The following is a 23,944-nucleotide window of genomic DNA, read 5'->3' as shown; positions in this document are numbered from 1 at the left end:
AAGTGCAGTCTTGTTGAAAAAGCTTTAAAAAGACTATTTTTAGCAAGAAGTCTGCAAGAGATATGCTATAATGAATAGAGTAGAAATCAAATTTTAAAAGAGGATTTATAATGACAAAATTGTATGGAAGTTTGGAAGCGGGCGGCACTAAGTTTGTCTGTGCTGTAGGCGATGAACGGTTTGAAGTTGTTGAAAAGACACAGTTTCCAACAACCACACCTATTGAAACGCTAGACAAGACGATTGAGTTCTTTTCTCGTTTTGACAATCTAGCTGGTCTGGCTGTAGGCTCTTTTGGGCCGATTGATATTGACCCTAACTCAAAGACTTACGGCTTTATCACGACTACGCCTAAGCCACATTGGGCTAATGTAGATATTGTTGGTGCTCTGCGCCGAGCTCTCAATGTGCCCATTTACTTCACGACGGATGTTAATAGCTCAGCTTATGGTGAAGTGGTAGCTCGCAACAATGCTGGCGGCCGTATTGAAAATCTGGTCTATTATACGATTGGGACAGGAATCGGTGCTGGTGCTATCCAGCGAGGCGAATTTGTAGGGGGGACAGGCCACCCAGAGATGGGGCATTATTATGTGGCTAAGCACCCTATGGATGTAGAAAAAGAGTTCAATGGCGTTTGTCCTTTCCACAATGGCTGTTTGGAAGGATTGGCGGCTGGACCAAGCTTAGAGGCACGGACCGGAGTTCGTGGGGAAAATATTAAACTCAATAGTTCTGTCTGGGATATTCAAGCTTACTATATCGCTCAGGCGGCTATTCAGGCGACAGTGACTTTCCGTCCAGATGTCATCGTCTTTGGTGGCGGAGTTATGGCTCAGCAGCACATGCTGGATCGAGTTCGTGAGAAATTCACAGTTCTTCTGAATGGCTATTTGCCAGTTCCTGATGTTCGTGACTATATCGTGACACCGGCTGTGGCTGGAAATGGCTCCGCAACGCTGGGCAACTTTGTACTGGCTAAAGAAGTTAGTGAACGCCACGCAAAATAAGCTTATAGGGTCTGATTTATCAGGCTCTTCTCTATGAGGGAAAGCAATGGAAAAAGCAATTGTCAAAGATATTTTCTTTCTGCAGCAGCTGTCTGAGCGGGCTAGCAGAGAAGACCTTTATCTGGCTCAAGACTTGCAGGATACTCTGCAGGCCAATCGAGAAAACTGTATAGGGCTCGCAGCAAATATGATTGGTGTCCGTAAGCGGGTCATTATCTTTCTATATGGTTTGGTGCCGGTAGTCATGTTTAATCCGGTGCTGCGCTCTAAGTCAGGCCCTTATCAGACAGAAGAGAGCTGCCTGTCCTTGGTTGGAAGCCGTCCTACCCAACGTTATCAGGAAATCACAATTGATTATCTGGATAAACATTGGCAGCAGCAGACCATGACCTTGAAAGGCCTGCCTGCCCAAATCTGCCAGCATGAATTGGATCATTTGGAAGGGATTATCATTTAGAAAAATTTGACAAAATTGCAAAAAATGTCTAAAATTAGAGATAATTAGCAGAATAATATTGAAGGAGGCAAGATGTAAATGAAAACAAAAACTTTAGCACTGATAAGCGGTCTGGTTGGTTTGATTGGAGGGACTATTTTGCTGCTCTCGAATATCTTTTTTGTTCCTTTTTCAGCCCTACTAGGTGATTCTGGCCTGAATTTACTGGGAGCGGTGATTAAATTGGCAGCTCTGGGCTTGGGAATTACTTCCTTGGCTTATTACAAAGGTCAAATGCGTTTCAGTGTCGCAGCGGGCGTCCTCCTTATCGTCGGAAGCAGCAACATCGCGCCCATTCCATTTATAGGCTGGATTGCAGGCATTCTCCTTATCATTGGAGGGGCTCTATTCCTCGCTTCTTCTTCAAAATTTTAATGCGGGACCAATCAATTTTTAGGCTGTTTGTCAGTTTGAAAGGAAGGGTGAAGAAATTTTCTTCGCTTTTTTTCTTGTTGAAAAAATAGTTCTCATGGAAACTTTTTTCTTGACTTTCTTTTTTCTTGTGTTAAAATAGTTCTCACGAAAACTATTTTTACAAAGGATACAGGTATGGATAAGCCTTTACTGGAATTGAAGCGTTTTGGACGAAAGATTCATCTCATAGCGGAAAAGCTTGCCAAGGAGCAAGGGATTGAGTCCATGGCTGGGCCTCAGGGGCAGGTCTTGCATATTGTCGCCTGTCGTATGGAAGAGGGGAAGGATACCCTTATCAAGGATATTGAGCAGGAGTTGGATATTTCCAAATCGGTGGCCTCTAACTTAATGAAAAGGATGGAGAAGAATGGCTTTATCAAGCTGGAAATGGGCAAGACAGACAAGCGGGCTAAATATATCCGTCTCACTCCGCAGTCGCAGGAAAGAATGAAAAAAATCCGTGACTTTTTTGATGAAATGAACCTTTCTATTTTGAATGGTGTTTCTGAGCAGGAACTGCTGATTTTTTCTCAAGTCATGGCCAAGTTTTATCAGAATATCGAAAGTTTAGAAAATGGAGGCAAAGATGTTTAAGTTATTTAAACGGCTGACGGTAAGGGAAGTGAGCATGATTGTTCTCAGTGTGCTCTTCACCTTCCTAACGGTATATCTGGAATTAGAAGTTCCAACCTATATTTCGACGATTACAGAGTTGCTGCAAACACCAGGGACTGGTTTGGCAGATTTGTGGGAGCCAGGTCTGAAAATGATCGGCCTGTCTTTTGCTAGCTTGCTGTCAGCTATTGTGGTTGGCTTTTTTGCCGCTCGTATAGCAGCCAGCTTTACCCAGAGCTTGCGGAGCGATATTTTCAACCGTGTGCTAGACTATTCGCAGACGGAGATTAAGAAATTTTCAATCCCTAGTCTGCTGACTCGGACGACAAATGATATTACCCAGGTACAGACCTTAATTACCATGGGGCTTCAGGTGGTGACCAGGGGACCGATTATGGCGATTTGGGCCATGACCAAGATTATTGGCAAGTCCGAGAACTGGCTGATAGCAGTTCTTATTGCTGTTATAGTCAATATCCTGCTGACAGTAGTTTTGGTGACATTGGCCTTTCCCAAACAGTCAGTTGCGCAACGCTTGGTCGATAAGCTAAACAGTGTCACTAGAGAGAGTCTGACTGGGATTCGCGTGGTCCGGGCTTACAATGCTGAGGATTATCAGGATGAGAAATTTGCGGCAGCCAATGATGAAGTAACCCGACTCAATCTTTTCATCGGTCGTCTGATGGCCATGATGAATCCAGTTATGATGGGGATTTCTAGCGGTTTGACACTGGCGATTTACTGGATTGGTGCTTATTTGATCCAGGAGGCTGGGCTGCAGGAGCGTCTCCCACTCTTCAGTGATATGGTCGTCTTTATGTCCTATGCTATGCAGATTGTGATTGGGTTCTTGCTCATGGGTGCTCTCTTCATCGTCCTGCCTCGGACCATTGTATCCGCTGGCCGGATTAATGAAGTACTGGACCTGCATTCTTCTATCACCAGTCCAGAACATCCTAAGGCAGCATCGGATAGCAAGGGAGAGGTGGTCTTTCGAGATGTGTCTTTCCGCTATTCCAAGAATTCAGAAGCGGTCATTGAGCATGTTAGCTTTACAGCGCAGGCTGGTGATACCGTGGCCTTTATCGGTTCAACCGGTTCAGGGAAATCCACGCTGGTCAATCTCATTCCTCGTTTCTATGATGTGACTGAAGGAGAGATTTTGGTAGATGGCGTCAATGTTCAGGATTACCAGCTGGAAGATCTGCATAGTAAGGTCGGCTACATCCCGCAAAAGGCTGTGCTTTTCTCTGGCGATATCGAGAGCAATCTGGACTTCGGTCAAAGCAAAGAAAGCCCGCTGGATGAGCAGAAAATGTGGGAGGCTCTTGATCTAGCACAGGCTAAGCCCTTTGTCCAAGAGAAGGAAAAAGGGCTGAAAGCAGAAGTGGCTCAAAGCGGGACCAACTTCTCTGGTGGCCAGCGTCAGCGTTTGGCCATTGCCAGAGCCTTGGCTCGTAAGCCAGAAATCCTCATCTTTGATGATTCCTTCTCAGCCCTAGACTATAAGACAGACCGCATTTTGCGCAAGGAACTGGCTGAGCGGACGCAGGATATGACTAAGCTGATTGTGGCACAGCGGATTTCTACTATCATGGATGCGGATCAAATCTTGGTCTTGGATGCTGGTAAGGTGGTTGGTCAAGGTACCCACCGAGAGCTTTTGTCCAGCAACGAAGTCTATCAAGAAATTGCCTACTCACAACTATCCAAGGAGGAATTAGAAAATGGAAAATAAGAAGCCTTCATTATTTAGCCAGATACGGCCTTATCTCAAAGGCTTCCAGCTTCCTCTTACTTTGGCATTTGTGGGAGCTGTCTTGTCAAATATTATCACGGTCTATGGGCCAAATAAATTAAAAGAAATTACTAATCTCATTTCTGAAGGTTTGGCTACCAGCATTGATTTAAAAGCTGTGTCTGAGATTGCCCTTCTGCTGACCGTGCTCTATGCAGTCGGAGCCCTGCTCAACTACGGGCAGTCCTTTATCATCAGTACGGTTATCCAGTATTTCTCTAAGCGGCTGCGGACGGCCATTGCGGAGAAGATTAACAAGCTGCCGTTGGGCTATTTCGATGGTCATTCTCAGGGGGATACTCTGTCGCGCGTGACCAATGACGTTGATACGGTCGGCCAATCCCTCAACCAGAGTCTAGGTAACGTTATCTCTGCCAGCCTGCTCTTGGTGGCTGTGGTTTTGACTATGTTCTTCATGAACTGGATCTTGGCCTTGGTAACTATCTTGGCTACTGTATTAGGTTTTGTTTTTGTCGGGCTCATCATGGGCAAGTCTCAGGGGTATTTCACCGCCCAACAAAACGATCTGGCTGCGGTAAACGGTTATGTGGAGGAGATGTACTCCGGTCATAATGTTGTTACCAGCTATAATGCCATTGAGCAGTCTAAGGAGCGCTTTGCAGTTCTTAATCACAATCTCTATAACAGTATTTGGAAGTCTCAATTTATCTCTAGCATGATGATGCCGCTCATGTTCTTTACGGGGAATTTTGCTTATGTGCTGGTTATTTTAGTCGGTGCTGCTCTGGCGATTAATGGCTCTATTAGTATCGGAATTATCGTCGCCTTTATGGTTTATGTGCGGACTTTCTCTCAGCCTTTGTCACAGATTGCCCAAGGTATCACCGTCTTGCAGCAGGCTGGTGCAGCACTGGTTCGTGTCCTTGAATTTCTGGCTGAGCCTGAGATGGAAGACGACCAGCATAAAGAGCAGCAGCTTACTGCTGTCAAGGGAGATGTTGCCTTTGAAGATGTCTTCTTCGGTTACAAGCCAGACCAGACAATCATTCATGATTTCTCAGCCCAGGCCAAAGCCGGACAGAAGATTGCCATTGTCGGCCCAACGGGTGCTGGTAAGACGACCATCGTTAATCTGCTCATGAAGTTCTATGAAATTGACAAAGGGCGTATCAGCATTGACGGTATAGATATTAAGGATATGAAACGCTCCGAGGTTCACGATGCCTTTTCAATGGTCTTGCAGGATACCTGGCTCTTTGAAGGAACTATCCGAGAGAACTTGATTTACAATCAGAAGCATGTGACAGATGAAGCAGTTATCGCTGCAGCGAAGGCGGTCGGTGTTCATCACTTTATCATGACTCTGCCGCAGGGCTATGATACGGTGCTGGATGACACGGTCAACTTATCGGTCGGTCAGAAGCAGCTGTTGACAATCGCTCGTGCTCTGCTCAAAGATGCGCCGCTCTTGATCTTGGATGAAGCAACTTCGTCAGTCGATACGCGGACGGAGGAGCTCATTCAAAAGGCGATGGACAAACTCATGGAAGGCCGGACTTCCTTTGTCATTGCCCACCGTCTGTCTACTATCCGTAATGCGGATCTTATCTTGGTCATGCGCGATGGAAATATCATCGAGCAGGGCAACCATGATGAACTCATGAATCAGAATGGCTTCTATGCGGACCTCTATAATAGTCAATTTGTAGAGGAAGATGCAGGTTGATGCTCAAATAAAACATCAGGAATGTTCGTTTTTCTGATGTTTTTTTAAATTTAACAGAATTGTAAAAAATGCTCAATTTTCAGTGAAGACGCTCTAAAATCCTGACTTTTTTCGCAGATGCTCTATCAAAAACTTGACAGTTTTTATGCTTTATATTAAAATAAATTTAATATAAGAACTGGAAGCGAACACAACGGGGTGTTTGCTCTACATATAAGTGAGCAACGGTGCTACAAAAAAAATAAAAATTCCTTATTTTTTTTGTAGTACTTTTTTTATCAGCGAATCTGGAGTAAAGCGATGAAGCAATTTATGCTAGCTGGTGTTTCCAGCGGTGTCGGAAAGACCACAGTTACCCTAGGGATTTTGAAAGCTCTGGCAGACAGAGGTTATCAGGTTCAGCCTTATAAGGTAGGACCTGATTATATTGATACAGCTTATCATAGTCGGATTACCAAGCGACCGTCGCGGAATGTGGACAGCTTTATGATACCGGACGATCAGAGTCTGGCTTGGTCCTACTACAAATGGCATGGAGATGCGGATGTGGCAGTAGTCGAAGGAGTCATGGGGCTCTTTGATGGTCTGGGAACAGACAAGAACTGTGCGTCCTCTGCTTCTGTTGCTAAGAAGTTGGGAATTCCGGTTGTCTTGATTATTGATGGGAAAGCTACATCCACCTCAGCGGCTGCTATGGTCCATGGCTTTGCGACTTTTGATCCGGATTTGGATATTGCTGGGGCCATTATCAATCGGGTAGCTTCACAGAATCACTATGAACTCATCAAGGGCGCCATTGAGCGTTACACGGATGTGGAGGTGCTGGGCTATCTGCCTAAGAATGCAACAGCAGAGCTGCCATCACGTCACCTGGGTCTAATCCCTGACGTAGAAATGGATGATTTAGACCGTCGATTTGAGGAATTGGGAGCGGCAGCAGCCAAGTATATAAATCTAGATAGATTGCTGGAAAAGGCAGAACTTCCCGATAAGCAGATGACCAATCCTTTTCATATCCGCAACGATCAGCCCTTGACTTTGGCCTATGCCTTGGATGATGCTTTCCACTTTTACTACGAAGATAATCTAGACTTTCTAAGAGAGCTCAATGTCCAGCTGGTACCTTTCAGCCCTCTGAAAGATAAGGAACTGCCAGCAGCAGATGCTTATTATTTTGGCGGCGGTTTTCCAGAAGTCTACGCTCAGGAGCTGATGGTAAATGCTGACTTTCGGGCTTCGGTTAAGAAAGCTCACGAGCAGGGCCGGCCAATCTATGCAGAATGCGGCGGCCTCATGTATCTGGGAGAGTTGCTGGAAGTAGAGGGGCAGGTCTATGAAATGGTCGGTATTTTCAAGGGCAAGAGCCTGATGACCCCTGGCTTGAAAAGCTTTGGTTATTGCCAAGCAGAAACGCAGGTAGACAGTCTTTTTGGTCCTAAAGGTACGGCAGTCAGAGGACATGAGTTTCACCATTCAATATTTGAGACGGAGGAAGATACGGTCCTCAAGCTAGAGAAGGTTAGAGACGGTCAGGTCGTAGCTGCCTGGACAGGCGGTTATCAAAAGGACCGGACCTTTGCTAGCTACCTGCATGTTCATTTTTATCAGGATGAGCAGCTGCTGGCCAACTGGCTGAATTATATCAAAGAGGCGAACTGATATGACACTCATTGCAATTTTTTTGGCCGTTTTACTGGACTGGCTGATTGGCGACCCCTATAGCTGGCCTCATCCAGTTAAGTGGATGGGTTCCTATATTTATCTATGTATGCGTTTGCAGGAGAAAAGGCAGTTTTCGCCCTATCTATTTGGCTTTTTCCTCTGGCTGACAACAGTTGGACTGGCGCTGGGAGTGAGCTACGGGTTGCTCTGGTTGGCTGGTCTGGTTCATCCCGTCCTCTACTGGCTCGTCTGGATCTATCTGGCCTATGCTAGTCTAGCGGCTAAGAGTCTAGCTTTTGAGGCCCAAAAGGTTTACCATACGCTCAAGTTTGGCACTTTGGAAGAAGCTAGAAAGCAAGTTGGTATGATTGTCGGCCGTGAAACTTCCCAGCTGACACCAGAGGAAATCAGCAAGGCGACGATTGAGACGGTGGCTGAAAATACCAGTGACGGGGTTATCGGCCCTCTGCTCTGCCTCTTTCTAGGCGGCCCCATTCTAGCTATGACATATAAGGCCATCAATACCTTGGACTCCATGGTAGGCTATAAGACGGAAAAATACCGCAAAATCGGTCTCATATCTGCCAAGATGGATGATCTGGCCAATCTGATTCCTGCGCGTTTGACTTGGTTTTTCTTGATTCTCAGCAGTCAGATTTTACTGCTGGATGTCAAAGGAGCCCTGCGGATTGGCTGGCGGGATCGCTACCAGCATGCTAGTCCCAACAGTGCTTTTTCAGAGGCGGTTGTGGCTGGAGCTCTGGGCATTCAGCTGGGCGGACCGCACGTCTATCACGGAGAGCTGATTGAGAAGCCGACCATTGGAGAGGATTCCAGACCGGTTGCGGCGGATGATATTCAGACGGCTATCTCTCTGCTTTATACAAGCACCATGACAGGTTTAATCTTGTTCACTCTTTTTTATTTAGTAAAGCAAGCATATTTCTAGGAGTATACTATGACATATATCCAAAATCCTTCCTCTATCGAGGAAAAGAGTTTTCAAATTATTCAGTCTATGATTACTGAAAAAGATCCTGATTATGTCTTCCATTCGGAAATGGAAGAATCCATTATCAAGAGGGCTATTCATACGACGGGAGATTTCGATTATCTCTATACTATGCGCTTTGAGCATGATGTCCTTAAAAAAATAGAAGAAGTAATCAGAGCTAAGGGGACTATCCTGCTGGACTCCAATATCTCTCTCAATGGGATTAACAAGCGCGTGCTTGACCAGCTGGGTGTGAGCTACCGCTGTTTGATTAGCGATGAAGAAGTAGTTGCGCTGGCCAAGGAAAAGCAGATTACCAGAGCTATGGCAGCTGTTGAAATAGCAGCTAAGATTGAAGGTCCTAAAGTATTTGCTTTCGGTGGTGCTCCTACGGCTCTGTCTTATTTGATTGAGCTGGCAGAGCAGGGATTGGTAGAAGCAGATGCAGTGATTGGGGTTCCGGTCGGCTTTATCAATGTCGAAGAGTCAAAAGAAGAACTGCTTCAGTCAGGTCTTCCGGCCCTTGTCAATCTCGGCAGAAAAGGCGGCAGCACGATTGTAGTAGCTATTATCAATGCCATTATCTACCAGCTGAGAGAAGTGGTGACGGACGACTATGTCCGCTACTCTACACCATCCAGTAAAGAAGGAGGAAAGAACTAGATGTCCTATCTAAAAGCAGCGCATAAGATTGAAGAAGCTAGTTTCAGCAAGATTCAGGAAATTATTGACCAAGAGCATCCAGATATTCATTTTTCGGATCCTTTTGAAGAGGCAGTGCTCAAGCGGGTTGTATTTACCAGTGCAGACTTTGACTACCTCTACAATATCAAGTTTTCCAATCAGGTTATTGAGAAGATTCTCTACGTCCTCCGAAACAAGGGCACCATTTTTACAGATACAACCATGGTCTTGGGCGGTTTTAATAAGAAATTGCTGGATGATCTAGGTGTTTCTTATCGCTGTCTGGTCAATGAGCCAGCAGTCTTTCAGGAAGCTAAGGAAAAGGGAATTACTCGCTCCATGGCCGCTGTAGAATATGCAGCTAAAGTGGATGGTCCAAAACTTTTTGTCTTCGGGAATGCTCCAACGTCCATCTTTAAGGTTTTGGATATGGTTGAAGAGGGAAGCTTGCAGCCGGATGCAGTTGTCGGGGTTCCAGTCGGCTTTGTCGGAGCGGCAGAATCCAAGCTCAAACTGCATGAAAGTTCGGTGCCTTCTATCGCAGCGTTGGGACAAAAGGGCGGCAGTACCATCGCAGCAGCTGTGGTCAATGCCATCCTCTACCAGCTCAAGCTCGACACTACAGACTATGAACGTTACAGTGTTTCAGATAAAAAGCAGGCTCCGGAGAAAGGAGAGGGCTGATGATGGATGAATACGCTTATGTCAATGGAAAGAAATTAAGAAAAGGTTTTACAACTGGTACTTGTGCAACGGCAGCGACTGTTGCAGCATTGAGTATGATTTTAAATCAGGAAAGAGAAGAAAAGGTCACTGTTCATACGGCTTCAGGTGTGGAAGTGACCATGGATGTTCACAATCCTTCCTTTGGACCAGAAGAGGCGACTGCGGCCATTGAAAAAGATGGCGGCGATGATGCGGATGCGACGCACGGACTCTTGATTTATTCGACCGTGACTCTTCTGCCAGATCAGAAGGAAATCGAGATTGACGGTGGTCAGGGCGTCGGGCGCGTGACCGAGAAGGGGCTGGCCTGTGATGTCGGCATGGCAGCCATCAATCCAACTCCTAGACGGATGATTGAGCAGCATGTCCGTGAGATTATCGGCCCCAATTGTGGAGCACGGGTCATCATTTCCGTTCCCGGAGGAGAAGAAACGGCCAAGCTTACCTACAATTCCAGATTAGGCATTGTCGGTGGCATTTCAATCTTGGGAACGACAGGGATTGTTAATCCAATGTCCGAGGATAGCTGGAAGGCATCCATCACGATCGAGTTAACCATGCTCTACAATCAAGGGCATCGCTCAGTCGTCTTGGTGCCGGGGAATTACGGTGAAGATTTTGCGACTAATACTGTGGGGATTCCAGCTGGGCGCATCGTCAATATGAGTAACTTTGTCGGCCATGTCCTAAAAGAAGTCCAGCGAATCGGCTTTACCAAGGTTTTGATGATCGGTCACATGGGCAAGTTTGTCAAAGTGGCGGCTGGTATTTTCTCTACTCATAGTAAGGACTCGGATGCCCGTATGGAAACGCTGGTGGCTAATCTAGCCCTGATGGGGGCGCCTATTGAGCTGCTGGAAAAGGTTGACAAGTGCTTGACGACCGAGGCAGCTGGAACAGCCATTAAAGAATTTTCTTATGAGGGTGTCTATCAGGTATTGGCGGATAAGATTAAGGCTAGAAGTGAGCGTCTGCTTCGCTACCGTAAGCCAAAAGTCAATATTGAAGTGGTCGTCTTTGGGACTGAGGAAGGCTATCTGGCATCAACTCAGCCTTTAGAGCAGATAAAGGAGGAATGGACATGATTTATGTTATCGGAATTGGTCCGGGAGATCCGAGCTATGGTCTTCTGAGACAGGAAGCCTACTTTGAAAAGGCTGACCGCATTTTGGGCAGCGAGCGGCATCTGGAAATTTTACCACCTGCTTATCGGGATAAGGGTTTGGTCCCTCCCAAAAAATTAGCTGCGTTAGCAGAATTGCTGGAGAGCTTTGGTGAGAATGAGGAAATTTTATATCTGGCCTCAGGCGACCCTCTGATTTACGGTTTGGGCAAATGGCTGTCAGAGAAGTTCAAGGGGCGCGTGGTCATCTCGCCGGGTATCAGCGCCATGCAGTATCTGGCCAGCAGAATTGCCCTGCCTATGAACGACGCTTATCTGACGAGCAGTCATGCTAAGGTGCCTAACTTTGACTTGATTATGAGTTTGTCAAAAGTCTTTATGGTGACGGATCAGAAAGTTGGCCCCTACGAAATTGCTCAAGAGGCCGTTAAAAGAGGTTTGGATAAGGTGCTGGTCATCGGTGAGCAGCTGAGTTATGAAGACGAGCGTATTACCATTCTGCCTGCGAGTGAGGTAGAAGACAGAGAATATGAAATGAATGTAGTGGTGGTGTTAGATGAGGGATTCGGAATTTATCAGGGCTAAAGTCCCTATGACTAAGGAAGAAGTCAGAGCCATCAGTTTGGATAAGTTGGAGCTGCATCGAGCCAAGCGTATGCTGGATGTCGGTTCTGGCACTGGCAGTGTCACGATTCAGGCAGCCCGAACCTATCCAGAACTGGAAGTGGTGGCGGTTGAGCGCAATGAAGACGCGGTGGCCTTGACGCAGGAGAATATCCAGCACTTTGGCTGCCACAATGTCCGTCTCCATCAAGGACTGGCTCCGATTGAGCTGGAAGGCAGCTTTGATGCCATTTTTGTCGGAGGGACAGGGGGCAACATGCAGGAGATTTTCGACTGGTGTGCCCAGCTCATGGAGCCGGGCGGTCGGTTGGTCTTGAACTTTATCCTGCTGGAGAATGCTCTGGAAGCAGCTCAAATAGCGGAGCAGATGGACTGGGAGGATTTAGAGATTGTATCAGTTCAGGCTAGTCGCTGGACAGCTATAGGTAAGGGGCACTACTTTAAGCCTCAGAATCCGACCATTATCGTTTCCTGTAAGAAAAAAGAAAGAGAGGCTAATTGATGTCCAAAGTACATTTTGTTGGAGCAGGCCCAGGTGATGTGGAGCTGATTACGCTCAAAGGTTACAAGCAGCTGTCTGAGGCTGATGTGGTCATTTACGCAGGCTCCTTGGTCAATCCAGACTTGCTGAACTACTGTAAGGAAGGAGCTGAGATTCACGACAGCGCCAGTATGCACTTGATGGAAATCATCGATGTCATGGAAGCTGGAGTCAAGGCTGGTAAAGATGTAGTCCGCCTGCAGACGGGAGATTTCTCCATCTACGGCTCCATTCGAGAGCAGATCGAAGAGATGAAGAAGCGGGATATAGAGTTTGACTGTACGCCGGGTGTCAGCTCTTTTCTGGGAGCTGCTTCCAGTATCGGGGCAGAGTACACCGTGCCAGAGATTTCTCAAAGCCTCATCATTACTCGGATGGCCGGCCGGACGCCTGTGCCAGATAGGGAATCTCTGAAAAGCTATGCTCAGCATCGGACCTCTATGGCCATCTTCTTGTCCGTTCAAGGCATCGAAAAGGTCGTCAGCGAGCTAATCGAGGGTGGCTATCCTCCTGAAACGCCTGTGGCTGTCATTTACAAGGCGACTTGGCCGGATGAAAAGAAGGTCTTTGGCGATTTGACTAACATTGCTGAGAAGGTCAAGGAAGCTAAGATTAGAAAGACAGCTTTGATTTTGGTCGGTGACTTTTTAGGTCAGGAATTCTACTATTCCAAGCTCTACCATGCGGATTTCCAGCATGAGTTTAGACGGGGGAAGAGCAGCCATGCCAAGTAATTCTCAACCTCGCTACGCAATCGCAACAGTGACAGCGGTCGGCAAGGACTTGGCTCTGACTCTGCGAGAAAAGCTGGGCAAGGAAATCCCTATCTATACGACGCCTCGCTTGACAGATGACAGGGTCATTGCCATCGAAGGACGTGTGATTGAGGCGCTTGGTCAGCTCTTTCAGGAAGTGGATGTTCTCATTTGTATCATGGCTATCGGTGCAGTTGTGCGAGCTATTGCTCCGGTCTTGAAAGACAAGGCGAGCGATCCAGCAGTGGTTGTTATGGATGAGAAAGCGACGAATGTCATCAGCCTGCTGAGTGGACATCTAGGCGGAGCAAATCAAGTGACGCTAGACATCGCAGAATTGCTCGGTTCAAATCCTGTTATCACGACAGCAACAGATGTGCAAAATGTCACAGCCTTGGACAATCTGGCTCAGTCGGTCAATGGCTGGCGACCGGAATTGAGAGAATTCATCAAACCTTTCAACAGCTATCTAGGCAGCGGCCGAAAAGTCTATTTCTATCAGGAAAAGGACTGGGTTACGGACCTTCGCGGTCTGACTCTGGTGGATGAGGAAGGACTTGCGGCTGTTCTCAAGGGAACGGAACCGCTGATTCTACTGACTACTGAAAAAAAGGACATTCAAAGAGAAAATCTGGCTCTCATCTATCCTCAACCCTATATCTTAGGAGTTGGTGCTAGAAAGGATGTGGCTCCTGCTGTCTTCCGAGAAGGCTTTGAGGAATTTTGTCAGCAGCAGGGGATTTCTGCCAGTGAGATTTCCAAAATCGTCAGCATTGATGTCAAGAAGGATGAAGCTGCTATTCTGGCCTTGGCTGAGGAATTGGGCTGTCCCTTTGAGACCTTTAGCAAGGAGGAGCTGTCTGTCGTAGCAGACCGCTATCCTCAGTCAGAATTTGTCAAAAAGACAGTCGGAGTCGGCAGTGTCGCCTTGGCCAGCGCAGATCTGGCCAGTCAGGGTCAAGTCCTGACAGAGCGCTTTGCCAAGAACGGCTGTACCTATGCGCTTGCAAAAGCAATAACCAAAAAGTAAATCAAAAAGAGCAGACGGTCTTATGAACCAACTGCCCTTATAAAATTTATCATACCCATAAAGGAGAAAAAATATATGTTATACGTTATCGGATTAGGCCCAGGTAAAGAAGAATTGATGTCACAAGAAGCATTGGCTGCTATAGCCGATTGTGAAATTATCGTCGGCTACTCGACTTATATGCGGTTGATTCTTGATTTGGTCAAGGACAAGGAGCTCGTAGCGAATGGAATGCGCCAGGAAATCGACCGTTGTCAAAAGGCTATTGATTTGGCTAGAGAGACTGGCAAAAATGTCGGAGTTGTTTCCAGTGGAGATGCCGGAGTCTATGGAATGGCTGGCTTGATTTTAGAATTGCTGGGAGATGCCAGTGATGTAGAAGTTAAAGTGGTTCCAGGTATCACAGCTAGTCTGGGTGCTGCTGCAGTTATGGGAGCTCCCCTCATGAACGACTTCTGTCATATCAGTCTGAGTGACTTGATGACGCCTTGGGAAATGATTGAGAAGCGTCTGCATGCCGCAGCTCAAGGTGACTTTGTAGTCTGCCTCTACAACCCTCGGAGTAAGGGGCGTCCAGACCATCTGACAAAAGCACTTTCTATCATGTCTGAGTACAAGTCAGAGGATACTATTGTCGGTATCGGTAAGGACATTGGCCGTAAGGATGAGGAAATTATCTTGACGACTATCAAAGACCTGGATGAGACTTTGGTAGATATGACGACAATCGTTATCGTTGGTAACAAAGAAACTTATGTTAAAAACGGACGCATGATCACACCTCGAGGATATACTTTATGATGAAATTACTGCTGGGAGGGACATCCGACAGCACCGCTATTTTAGAAGTGCTTGACCGCTTGAAGATTGATGTGACTAGCTCTGTTGTCACAGACTACGGCCGGCACTTGGCTTCCAAATACGGCCAGCCGGTCATTCAGGGCCGTCTGACAGCCGAGGACATGGTTGCCTTTATCAAAGAGAATGATGTGGATGAAATCATTGATGCGACCCATCCTTTTGCGGACATTGTGTCCAAGGAAGCCATTCGGGCGGCAGAGATGGCTGGTGTATCTTACCTGCGCTTTGAGCGTCAGGCGACCTTGGATTTGAGCGGGGCCATCGTGGTGCATTCGACCCAAGAAGCGATTGATGAGATTGCCAAGCGCGGCTGCAAGACAGTCTATCTGGGAACGGGCAGCAAGACCCTGCCGCTCTTTGTCAAGGGGCTGCCAGAGCAGCGGATTGTCGTTCGTGTTCTGCCAACTTCGGAAGTGCTTCTGGCTTGTGAGCAGCTGGGACTGGTAGCGGATCAGATTGATGCGATTAAGGCTCCATTTTCCAAAGAGTGTAATAAAGAGCTCTTGCTGCGCTCGGGAGCAGATGTCTTTGTTTCCAAGGAAAGTGGGACAGTTGGTGGTATTCGTGAAAAGATTGACGGCTGTCAAGAGCTGGGGATGGACTGCATTATCATCTCTCGGCCAATTGTGGCCTATCCGCAGATGGTTTCTAACTTAGAAGAGCTAGAGGCTTATCTGACAAAATAGCTAATAAAAGGAGAAAAAATGTCCGGTTTAGTAACATTACTGGGAGCAGGTCCAGGCGATGCGGAATTGTTGACCCTCAAAGGAAAGAGACGGCTTCAAGAAGCAGATGTCTTGGTCTTTGACCGCTTGGTCAATCAGGAACTCTTTCAGCATCTAAAGTCTGACTGCGAAAAGATTGATGTCGGCAAAAAGCCAGGCCAGCCCTGCATCCGACAGGAAGAGATTGAAAAGATTCTCATCGAAAAAGCCCGTCAGGGCAAGCGGGTAGTCCGCCTCAAGAGCGGTGATCCCTATATCTTTGGTCGAGGCGGAGAAGAAGGAGTCAAGCTGGTAGAAGCTGGTGTGGACTTTGAAGTGGTGCCAGGCATCACCTCTGCTGTGGCTGGTTTGACCTATGCAGGGATTCCTATGACTTATCGGGATGTAGCGACTAGCTTCCATGTCTTTACAGCCCATCTCAAGGATGAGACAGAAATGCTTAATTGGGAAGCAATTTCTGAGCTTAAAGGAACCTTGGTCTTCCTCATGGGCATGAAAAATCTGCCTTCCATCGTCCAAGAGCTGACGGCTAGAGGCTATGGCAAGGACAAGCCAGCCGCCATCGTTGAATGGGGAACCCATCCTCAGCAGCGCTCGGTGGACGGAACCTTGGGTAACATAGTCGAACTAGCAGAAGCTGAAGACTTTAAGGCACCGAGTGTCATCGTGGTAGGTGATGTCGTGGCCTATAGACAGCAGCTGAATTTCCATGAGAATCTGCCGCTTTTCGGCCGTAAAATCTTCATCCAGCAGTCAGAGACGGGCAGACTTCCTCGCTTGCTCAAGGATGCTGGAGCTGCACTGACTACTTTCCCAGCTCGAGATTTGGTTGAAGAGTTAGAATTGCAGCTGCCGGATTTGGAGCAGGTAGATGGTCTCCTCTTTGCAGATATGCAGAGCTGGCCGCTATTCTTGAAATCCCTCCGCAAGGCAGGCAAAGACTTGCGCAGTCTGCCGCACATCCGCTTTGCGGCTATTGGTCATCATACGGCTAAGTCTATTGAAGCGAGCGGTATTGTGCTGGATCGAATGACGCCTCAGCAGTCGGATGCGGATTTTGCAGCTGCTCTTGAAAAAGAAGGCGGCAACTGGTATATTCTGACAGCTGAGCATAAGAAAGCCAGTCTGGCAGAACTCTATTCGCTGCCGATTATTGCTAGCCACAGGCTGGCCTTTGACAGTCAGATTAGCAGTGACAATTGGTCAGAGATTGAAGTGGTCTGTCTTCCGAACTCTGCTGCGGCCATGAACTTTGTGGCAGCCAGTCAAGAAGCTGGATATGACTGGAAGGATGTTCCAATCGTTGTCATGGGTGCCAGCACGCGGGCTGTTTTAGAGGAAGCAGGCTTTAGGAAGATTGTTGAGACAGATGAAACGACTATTGCTTCCATCATTGACAAATGTAGGGAAATTCTCTGAAAGGATACAGGTCATGAGTAAAGCTATAGTAGTAGTCAGTTTCGGAACGACCTATCCCGAGACCAGACGTAAAACAATTGAGGCTTGTGAGCAGGCTATTCAGGAACATTTTCCAGACTATCCAGTCCACCGAGCTTTTACCTCAAATGTCGTTAGACGGCGGATTAAGAAGCAGGAAGGGCTAGATATTCCTACGGTCAAAGAGATATTAGAGCAGCTCTTGGAAGCGGGCACTGAAGAGGTCTATATCCAGCCTCTCCATGTCATTTTGGGTAGCGAGTACGAAAAGATTCTCGCCCAAGCCAAAGAGTTTGAATCGGCTTTTAAAAAGCTAGTCGTTGCCAAGCCTCTGCTCAACAGTCAGGAAGACTATGAGGCTGTCAAGGATATTCTGCTGGAACGGTACGGCCATGAGGGGCAGGATACAGCAACAGTTCTGATGGGCCATGGCAGTCAGCATTATGCTTTTACAGCTTATGCGGCCTTGGATCATATGATGAAAGGAAACTCAGTCTATATCGGTTGTGTAGAGAGTTATCCTCCGGTTGAGCTGATTGAGCAGGAACTGAAGAAAGAGGGCGTCCGAGAAGTGCATCTGGCACCCTTCATGCTGGTAGCGGGCGACCATGCGACCAATGATATGAGCTCAGATGAGGAAGGTTCTTGGTATCACTTCTTCAAGGAGCAGGGATATGAGGTCAAGGCCCATCTGGTCGGTCTGGGCGAATATCCTGATGTTCAGCAGCTCTACATCCAGCATTTAGAAGAAATCATCGAATAGGAGGAAGGAATGGCAAAATTTTACGGAATTGGTGTGGGGCCAGGTGATAGCGAGCTAGTGACTATCAAGGCCAGTCGGCTTTTGGAAGACTTAGATATTCTCTATACACCAGAGGCTAAGAAGGGGAGCAAGAGCTTTGCATTAGGTATTGCAGAGCCCTACCTGAAAGAGCATCTGGAAATCAAGCAGCGGCATTTCCCTATGGTCCGTTCCAATTCGACCAAAGAAGTCCAGTGGCAGGCCATCTCTGCTGAAATCGCAGAGGATGTCAAGTCAGGCAAGAATGTCGGCTTTATCACACTGGGTGACCCCATGGTCTACAGCACTTATAGCTATCTGCTGGCCCTGCTGGAAAAGGAAATTGACTGTCAGACCATCCCTGGTATCACCTCTTTCTGCAGCATGGCTTCTGAGCTAGGTCAGCCTCTGACAATGGATGAGGAGTCTCTAGCGGTCATGCCGGCTACGGCTTCTGCTGAGAAGATTGAGGCGGCGCTTGAGCTGCATGACTCGATTGTGCTGATGAAGGTGGCCAATCACCTAGATACTGTCCTGCCCCTGCTAGAAAAGCTCGGTCTCTTGCAGCAGACTTTCATGGTTAGCAATTCTTCGACGGATAAGCAGCAGACTTTGCTGGGCCTCGAAGGAATCACACCAGAAACCAAGCTGCCTTATTTTACTACCTTCCTCGTGAAAAAGAAGATTTTTTAATATCAGAACCCATGTTCATGGATAAACATTCATCCTTTTGAGCTTAGGTTCTTAGTAAAGGAAAAAAATATGAAACTATTGAAAAATAAAAAAGTAACTTTTGTGGCCTTGCTGGCTATTTTAGCGGTACTCAGTACCCAGTCTGTGTCAGCTATGCATATCATGGAAGGCTATCTTCCACTCTTTTGGTGTATCTTCTGGTTCGCCGTATTCCTGCCTTTCTTTGTAGTAGGCTTGATGCGCATCAAGAAAATCGTTGCAGAGGATCCAAATTCCAAGACCATGCTGGCCTTGTCTGGTGCCTTTATCTTTATCCTATCTTCTTTGAAGATTCCGTCTGTTACAGGATCTAGCTCGCATCCGACTGGGGTTGGTCTGGGGACAGCTATGTTTGGTCCGTCCGTTATCAGCGTTTTGGGAACCATCTGTTTGCTCTTTCAAGCCCTTCTCTTAGCTCACGGCGGCTTGACAACTCTGGGTGCCAATGCCTTCTCAATGGCAGTGGTTGGTCCATTTGTCGGTTATTTTGTCTACAAGTTTGCTAAATCCATCAAGCTGTCTACACCGGTTTCTATCTTTATCTGTGCTGTGATTGCTGACTTGGCGACCTATGCGACAACTTCTATCCAGCTCGGTTTGGTCTTTCCAGATGCTAACAGCGGCTTTGTTGGTTCTGCACTGAAGTTCATGGGTGTCTTCTTGACCACTCAAATTCCAATCGCTATCGTAGAAGGATTGCTGACGGTTGTCCTCTATAACTTAATCTCAGAAAATGTCAAAGAAAGAGCAGGTCTGTTCAAATGAAAAAATACAAGAATCTCATCTTAATCTTGGCTGCAGTAGCAGTCACTCTAGCTGCCTTTATCTTTGCACCTAAGGGTGTGGAATACAGTGGAACAGATGACGCTGCTGAAAAAACCATTAGCTCTATCCAAAAGGACTATGAGCCTTGGTTTTCACCAATCTTTGAGCCAGCAGGTCCGGAAGTAGAAAGTCTGCTCTTCACCCTGCAAGGTAGTATTGGAGCGGGGATTATCTTCTATGTCATTGGCTACCACAAAGGGAAAAAGCAAGGCCAACAAAAGGAAAACTCTGAACATAAATAAAAGCCTTCAACAGTATGAGCGAGCTCTGGTTCTTGATAGCGATTAAGCCTATTTGGGACCGGAGCTGCTCTGTACTGGGGGTATGGTAAAAACAAAGCTAGAAAGGAGCTCTCCACTTGTTTGCGATTGATAAATACGCCTATCAAAATCGGCTGAAAAATCTGCCGGTTGCTTATAAATTTGTCATCTATCTGCTCTTGTTAGCTGTTAGCTTTTCTGGTGTCAGGAGTCTGCAGCTAGGACTTATCGTCTTGGTGGCGCCTCTGACTTGCTATGTGGCTCGGCTTCCGTGGCTGCGCTATCTGAAGTGGTATCTGCATGCCAGTATCTTTATCCTGATTAGTCTCTTGACCTTTGTCTTGACCTATCAGAACAGTCAGGAGCAGCTCTTGCTGGCCTTGCCTTTAGGTCAGGGCTATCTGGGCATCAGCCAATCCTCTGTTCAGCAGACCATTTTTATCCTTTTGCGCATCTATTCATCCTTGGTTTCGACTTATTTCTTTGTCCTGACGGTGCCTTTTGCTCAGATGCTGCGGCTTTTTAAAGCTATGCATGTTCCACGGGTACTGCTAGACTTGATTGTCCTCATGTATCGCTTCATTTTCCTGGTCTTCTATGAGTTTGTGACCATTCGGGATACCTTGGACTTGAAATTCTCCTTTTACAATAAAAGGAAGCAACACCAAGCTTGGGGCAGATTAGCCAATACTCTCTTTGTCAAACTGCTGGATGATAATCAGCATTTAAATGAAGTACTGACGCTAAGATTTGATGCTGAGCACAGTGAATAATGAAAGCGCATTTACAATAAGACTGCTTTTATACTATAATGGAAAGTAGATAGGAAACATAGATGTTACAAGTAAAGAATATTTCTTTTTCGTATGACGAAAATCCAACGCTGCACGATATTTCTATGGACTTTGAAGAAGGTCGGATTACCGGCATTCTGGGAGTTAATGGTTCAGGTAAGTCTACCATCATGAAAATCATCACCCGACTGCTCCAACCGCAGAAGGGCAGCATTTTATATGATGGTCAGCCTGTGGGCGACTCTAAGAAGGCTTTGTTCCAGTATCGGCAGCATGTCAATATGGTCTTTCAGAATCCAGAGCAGCAGCTCTTTTATACCATTGTGAAGGACGATATTGGCATGGCCTTGGAAAACTTAGGCTATGAAGAAGACGAGATAACCAGCAGAGTGGCGACGGCTTTAGAGATGATGGACATTTCTCATCTGCAGGACAGACCGCTGCAGTATCTGAGCTATGGCCAGAAAAAGCGGGTGGCTATTGCTGGCATGCTGGCCCTGCAGCCCAAGTATCTGCTGCTGGATGAGCCTACGGCAGGATTGGATCCTAAAGGGCGGGACCAGATGGCAGCGACCATGAAAAAGCTGGTCCAGGCTGGAACTAATATCATCGTATCCAGCCATGACATGGATCTGATGTATGACTGCTGTGACTATGCCTATCTGCTGCAGAAGGGGCATTTGATTGCGGAGGGCAGCAAGTTTGATTTCTTCCAGCAGGGAGATCTGCTAGTAGAGGCAGGCTTGGCTGTACCTTGGATTGTCAAGCTTCATCAGACTATCCAGACGCCGCTGGCAGAAAATGAAGCTGCTTTCTTTGAGCAGCTAGGAGGAAATGTAAAATGGTCAAATCATTGATGGTACAGGGGACTGCCTCAGATGCTGGGAAGAGCATTATAGCGGCGGGTCTCTGCCGGATTTTTAAGCAGGATGGCCTAGAAGTGGTGCCTTTTAAGTCGCAGAATATGGCGCTTAATTCCTTTATCACCAAAAAAGGAGATGAAATGGGCCGGGCTCAGGTTGTTCAGGCTGAGGCAGCTGGCAAAGAGCCGGATGTCCGCATGAACCCGGTCCTGCTCAAGCCCACGTCTGACCGCAAGTCACAGGTTGTTTTTCTAGGACGAGTACTGCGGGATATGGATGCCGTCGAATACCATGAATACAAGCAGCAGCTCCTGCCTATGATTAAGAAAGTCTATGAGGAGCTGGGCGCTGAGAATGATATCATCGTCATTGAGGGTGCAGGCAGTCCAGCTGAAATCAATCTCAATGATCGAGACATTGTCAATATGGGCATGGCCAAGCTGGTCGATGCGCCAGTGATTTTAGTGGCGGATATTGATAAGGGAGGAGTCTTTGCCTCTATCTACGGAACGATTGAGCTCATGCCGCCTGAGGACCGCAAGCGAATCAAGGGGGTTATTATCAATAAATTCCGCGGCGATGTGGCTCTGCTGCAGTCTGGCATTGACATGATTGAGGAGCTGACTCGGGTGCCGGTTATCGGGGTCGTGCCTTATGCCCAGCTGGATATTGACAGCGAAGACAGTGTGGCCCTGGTACAGAAAAGCCGACGCTTTGATAGCAGAAAGAGTCTGGATATCGCAGTTGTCAGCCTCAAGCGCCTGTCTAACTTTACGGATTTCCATAGTCTAGAAATCCAGCCGGATGTTTCTGTCCGCTATGTTCAGCCTGGTGATGCGATTGGTCGGCCGGATCTCTTGATCCTGCCGGGCAGCAAAAACACCATCGAAGACATGAACTACCTGCGCGAGTCTGGCCTTGAAGCCGAGATTCTTGAGTGTCTGGAGCAGGGCGTGCGAATCTTTGGAATCTGCGGCGGCTATCAGCTGCTGGGGCAGAAGATTAGCGACCCGCTGCACCTTGAGTCTGACTTAGAGGAGATTAGCGGGCTGGGTATTTTAGAGACAGAGACGGTGCTTCAGCCGGTCAAACGGACGACACAGGTCAGAGCCCTGCATGAGGGGCAAGAGCTAGAGGGCTACGAGATTCACATGGGAGAAACCCAGCTTGCGGATAGTCTGGATCCATTTTCCATCATCAAGGAGCAAAATGGTGAGGCAACCGAGCGTCCAGATGGAGCTGTGGCTTATGGCGGGCAGGTGCAAGGGACCTACCTTCATGGAGTCTTTGACAATCTAGAATGGACTCGTCAGTACCTGAATGAACTTCGTCTGGCTAAGGGCTTAGAGCCGCTAGAGGACCAGCTTGTCAGTATCAAAGACTTTAAAGACAGAGAGTATGATAAGTTGTCAGACGTCCTGCGCCAGTCTTTGGATATGGAGCAGATTTATCAAATCATTAACAGAGAAGAAAAATGAGAATTTATACGAAATACGGAGACAAGGGTTATACACGGCTCTACGGTGGGGACCGAGTATCCAAGACCCATATTCGGGTCGAAGCTTATGGAACGATGGATGAGCTATGCTCTCATCTTGGCTATGTCGTATCTGAGATGCGTGACTATCCTATCTTGGATGACCTGCGTCTGGAATGCGAGGAAATCCAGCAGCATCTCTTTGACTGCGGCAGCGACTTGGCTACACCGAGGGAATTGCGTCCCTACAAGCAAGAGCCAGCCAATGTCAGCTGGCTGGAGGAGCGGATGGATGAGTATATGCATATTCCTCCGAAAATCGACCGCTTTATCATCCCGGGCGGCCATCGGATTGCGAGTCTCCTGCATGTGGCCCGTACTATGACCAGACGCCTGGAGCGGCGTATGGTAGCTGTTATAGAGGCAGATGAAGCGGTCAATGAGATAGGATTGATTTATATCAACCGTCTGTCGGATTACTTTTTTGTGCTGGCTCGATTGGTCAATGACCGCCTAGAGGAGCCAGATACAGTCTACAAACGCAGCGCAAAAATCTTTCGGGAAAAGAAATAGGAGAAGCTAGCATGTATCCAGTCATGATTAATATCAGAGAGAAGAAAGTCGTGGTAGTGGGAGGCGGCAAGGTCGCAGCGCGGAAGATTAAGACCCTGCTGGCTGAGCAGGCTGCTGTGACAGTGGTCAGTCCGACTCTGCATGCCGACATTCCTCAGGCGGAGGTCCAATGGCTAGCTAGACCTTACCGGACTGGTGATTTGGAAGGTGCGAAACTGGTCTTTGCCTGTACAGATCAGGCGGAAGTCAACCGTCAGATTATGGAGGATGCGGCACCCAGTCAGCTGGTAAACAATACGGGCGACAAGACCTTTTCTGACTTCTACAATGTAGCCATTGCGCGAAAGAAGGATGTGTCTGTCATGATCTCGACCAACGGTCTTTCGCCCAGCCGTTCCAAGGAGATTCGCAAGAAGATAGAAGCAATTTTAGACCAACTTTAAAAGAAGGAAAGAAG

27 protein-coding genes are annotated in these 23,944 nt (G+C 47.4%); all 27 read left to right on the top strand.

The features are described from left to right. Nucleotides 1–110: 110 nt before the first annotated feature. The 27 genes from scrK to HMPREF9378_RS04795 all read left to right on the top strand — a co-directional run bounded on the left by scrK (nt 111) and on the right by HMPREF9378_RS04795 (nt 23,930). On the top strand, nt 111–1,010 hold the full coding sequence (gene scrK / locus HMPREF9378_RS04665) for a fructokinase ScrK (protein ID WP_002907200.1): 900 nt from the start codon (nt 111–113) through the stop codon (nt 1,008–1,010). 46 nt (nt 1,011–1,056) lie between these two features. Beyond that, entirely contained in the window at nt 1,057–1,467 is a 411-nt protein-coding gene (locus HMPREF9378_RS04670) for a peptide deformylase (RefSeq protein WP_002913879.1), read from the top strand. A 78-nt stretch (nt 1,468–1,545) separates the two neighbouring features. Beyond that, nucleotides 1,546–1,881 (top strand): hypothetical protein, encoded by a 336-nt coding sequence (locus tag HMPREF9378_RS04675; protein WP_002903845.1) that lies wholly within the window; start codon nt 1,546–1,548, stop codon nt 1,879–1,881. 174 nt (nt 1,882–2,055) lie between these two features. Then, nucleotides 2,056–2,514: a MarR family winged helix-turn-helix transcriptional regulator gene (locus HMPREF9378_RS04680; protein WP_002913878.1), complete on the top strand. Its 459-nt coding sequence runs from the start codon at nt 2,056–2,058 to the stop codon at nt 2,512–2,514. After that, complete coding sequence (locus HMPREF9378_RS04685) at nt 2,507–4,273, top strand: ABC transporter ATP-binding protein (RefSeq protein ID WP_032911207.1); 1,767 nt, start codon at nt 2,507–2,509, stop codon at nt 4,271–4,273. Before HMPREF9378_RS04680 ends, HMPREF9378_RS04685 begins: the two co-directional genes overlap by 8 nt. After that, nucleotides 4,263–6,020, top strand: coding sequence for an ABC transporter ATP-binding protein (locus HMPREF9378_RS04690; RefSeq protein ID WP_002913876.1), 1,758 nt, complete (start codon nt 4,263–4,265; stop codon nt 6,018–6,020). The genes HMPREF9378_RS04685 and HMPREF9378_RS04690 overlap by 11 nt, the downstream gene beginning before the upstream one ends. A 300-nt stretch (nt 6,021–6,320) precedes the next feature. Further along, nucleotides 6,321–7,679, top strand: coding sequence for a cobyrinate a,c-diamide synthase (locus HMPREF9378_RS04695; RefSeq protein WP_002913875.1), 1,359 nt, complete (start codon nt 6,321–6,323; stop codon nt 7,677–7,679). 1 nt (nt 7,680) lies between these two features. Beyond that, nucleotides 7,681–8,631, top strand: coding sequence for an adenosylcobinamide-phosphate synthase CbiB (gene cbiB / locus HMPREF9378_RS04700; protein WP_002913874.1), 951 nt, complete (start codon nt 7,681–7,683; stop codon nt 8,629–8,631). A 9-nt stretch (nt 8,632–8,640) separates the two neighbouring features. Further along, nucleotides 8,641–9,339 (top strand): cobalt-precorrin-8 methylmutase, encoded by a 699-nt coding sequence (locus tag HMPREF9378_RS04705; protein ID WP_002901147.1) that lies wholly within the window; start codon nt 8,641–8,643, stop codon nt 9,337–9,339. Continuing rightward, nucleotides 9,340–10,044, top strand: coding sequence for a cobalt-precorrin-8 methylmutase (locus HMPREF9378_RS04710; RefSeq protein ID WP_002901146.1), 705 nt, complete (start codon nt 9,340–9,342; stop codon nt 10,042–10,044). Beyond that, on the top strand, nt 10,044–11,171 hold the full coding sequence (cbiD, locus tag HMPREF9378_RS04715) for a cobalt-precorrin-5B (C(1))-methyltransferase CbiD (RefSeq protein ID WP_002901144.1): 1,128 nt from the start codon (nt 10,044–10,046) through the stop codon (nt 11,169–11,171). The genes HMPREF9378_RS04710 and cbiD overlap by 1 nt, the downstream gene beginning before the upstream one ends. After that, complete coding sequence (locus tag HMPREF9378_RS04720; RefSeq protein ID WP_002901143.1) at nt 11,162–11,794, top strand: cobalt-precorrin-7 (C(5))-methyltransferase; 633 nt, start codon at nt 11,162–11,164, stop codon at nt 11,792–11,794. Before cbiD ends, HMPREF9378_RS04720 begins: the two co-directional genes overlap by 10 nt. Continuing rightward, the gene (locus tag HMPREF9378_RS04725; protein ID WP_002896464.1) at nt 11,766–12,335 is read left to right on the top strand and encodes a decarboxylating cobalt-precorrin-6B (C(15))-methyltransferase; all 570 of its coding nucleotides are present in this window, start codon (nt 11,766–11,768) and stop codon (nt 12,333–12,335) included. Before HMPREF9378_RS04720 ends, HMPREF9378_RS04725 begins: the two co-directional genes overlap by 29 nt. Further along, a complete protein-coding gene (locus HMPREF9378_RS04730) occupies nt 12,335–13,108 on the top strand; it encodes a cobalt-precorrin-4 methyltransferase (RefSeq protein WP_002901141.1) in 774 nt (257 codons plus the stop codon). The genes HMPREF9378_RS04725 and HMPREF9378_RS04730 overlap by 1 nt, the downstream gene beginning before the upstream one ends. Then, nucleotides 13,098–14,159 carry a cobalt-precorrin 5A hydrolase gene (gene cbiG / locus HMPREF9378_RS04735; RefSeq protein ID WP_002901140.1) on the top strand — a complete coding sequence of 354 codons (1,062 nt, stop codon included), beginning with the start codon at nt 13,098–13,100 and terminating at the stop codon, nt 14,157–14,159. The genes HMPREF9378_RS04730 and cbiG overlap by 11 nt, the downstream gene beginning before the upstream one ends. Nucleotides 14,160–14,234: 75 nt before the next feature. Beyond that, nucleotides 14,235–14,960 (top strand): precorrin-3B C(17)-methyltransferase, encoded by a 726-nt coding sequence (gene cobJ, locus HMPREF9378_RS04740; RefSeq protein ID WP_002896461.1) that lies wholly within the window; start codon nt 14,235–14,237, stop codon nt 14,958–14,960. After that, on the top strand, nt 14,957–15,706 hold the full coding sequence (gene cobK / locus HMPREF9378_RS04745) for a precorrin-6A reductase (protein WP_002901138.1): 750 nt from the start codon (nt 14,957–14,959) through the stop codon (nt 15,704–15,706). The genes cobJ and cobK overlap by 4 nt, the downstream gene beginning before the upstream one ends. Before the next feature lie 18 nt (nt 15,707–15,724). After that, on the top strand, nt 15,725–17,164 hold the full coding sequence (cobA, locus tag HMPREF9378_RS04750) for a uroporphyrinogen-III C-methyltransferase (RefSeq protein WP_002902472.1): 1,440 nt from the start codon (nt 15,725–15,727) through the stop codon (nt 17,162–17,164). Between the two features lie 13 nt (nt 17,165–17,177). Continuing rightward, the gene (locus HMPREF9378_RS04755; protein ID WP_002901135.1) at nt 17,178–17,945 is read left to right on the top strand and encodes a sirohydrochlorin cobaltochelatase; all 768 of its coding nucleotides are present in this window, start codon (nt 17,178–17,180) and stop codon (nt 17,943–17,945) included. Nucleotides 17,946–17,954: 9 nt separating this feature from the next. Continuing rightward, nucleotides 17,955–18,656 (top strand): cobalt-factor II C(20)-methyltransferase, encoded by a 702-nt coding sequence (locus HMPREF9378_RS04760; protein ID WP_002901133.1) that lies wholly within the window; start codon nt 17,955–17,957, stop codon nt 18,654–18,656. A 69-nt stretch (nt 18,657–18,725) separates the two neighbouring features. Beyond that, nucleotides 18,726–19,460: an energy-coupling factor ABC transporter permease gene (locus tag HMPREF9378_RS04765; RefSeq protein ID WP_002901131.1), complete on the top strand. Its 735-nt coding sequence runs from the start codon at nt 18,726–18,728 to the stop codon at nt 19,458–19,460. After that, on the top strand, nt 19,457–19,762 hold the full coding sequence (locus HMPREF9378_RS04770; RefSeq protein ID WP_002901129.1) for an energy-coupling factor ABC transporter substrate-binding protein: 306 nt from the start codon (nt 19,457–19,459) through the stop codon (nt 19,760–19,762). The genes HMPREF9378_RS04765 and HMPREF9378_RS04770 overlap by 4 nt, the downstream gene beginning before the upstream one ends. Before the next feature lie 116 nt (nt 19,763–19,878). Beyond that, entirely contained in the window at nt 19,879–20,553 is a 675-nt protein-coding gene (locus HMPREF9378_RS04775; RefSeq protein WP_002901127.1) for a CbiQ family ECF transporter T component, read from the top strand. Nucleotides 20,554–20,615: 62 nt separating this feature from the next. Then, on the top strand, nt 20,616–21,431 hold the full coding sequence (locus HMPREF9378_RS04780) for an energy-coupling factor ABC transporter ATP-binding protein (RefSeq protein WP_002901125.1): 816 nt from the start codon (nt 20,616–20,618) through the stop codon (nt 21,429–21,431). Beyond that, complete coding sequence (locus HMPREF9378_RS04785) at nt 21,416–22,915, top strand: cobyric acid synthase (RefSeq protein WP_002913872.1); 1,500 nt, start codon at nt 21,416–21,418, stop codon at nt 22,913–22,915. Before HMPREF9378_RS04780 ends, HMPREF9378_RS04785 begins: the two co-directional genes overlap by 16 nt. Continuing rightward, nucleotides 22,912–23,487, top strand: a complete 576-nt coding sequence (locus HMPREF9378_RS04790) for a cob(I)yrinic acid a,c-diamide adenosyltransferase (protein ID WP_002901121.1) — start codon at nt 22,912–22,914, stop codon at nt 23,485–23,487. The genes HMPREF9378_RS04785 and HMPREF9378_RS04790 overlap by 4 nt, the downstream gene beginning before the upstream one ends. Nucleotides 23,488–23,498: 11 nt before the next feature. Beyond that, nucleotides 23,499–23,930, top strand: a complete 432-nt coding sequence (locus HMPREF9378_RS04795) for a precorrin-2 dehydrogenase/sirohydrochlorin ferrochelatase family protein (protein ID WP_002901118.1) — start codon at nt 23,499–23,501, stop codon at nt 23,928–23,930. Nucleotides 23,931–23,944: the final 14 nt, after the last annotated feature.

Origin of the sequence: Streptococcus sanguinis SK1 = NCTC 7863, assembly GCF_000194945.1 — a bacterium.
GTDB lineage: Bacteria > Bacillota > Bacilli > Lactobacillales > Streptococcaceae > Streptococcus > Streptococcus sanguinis.
Note: the sequence above shows the minus strand (reverse complement) of the source record. Positions and strands in the feature narration are given on the sequence as shown.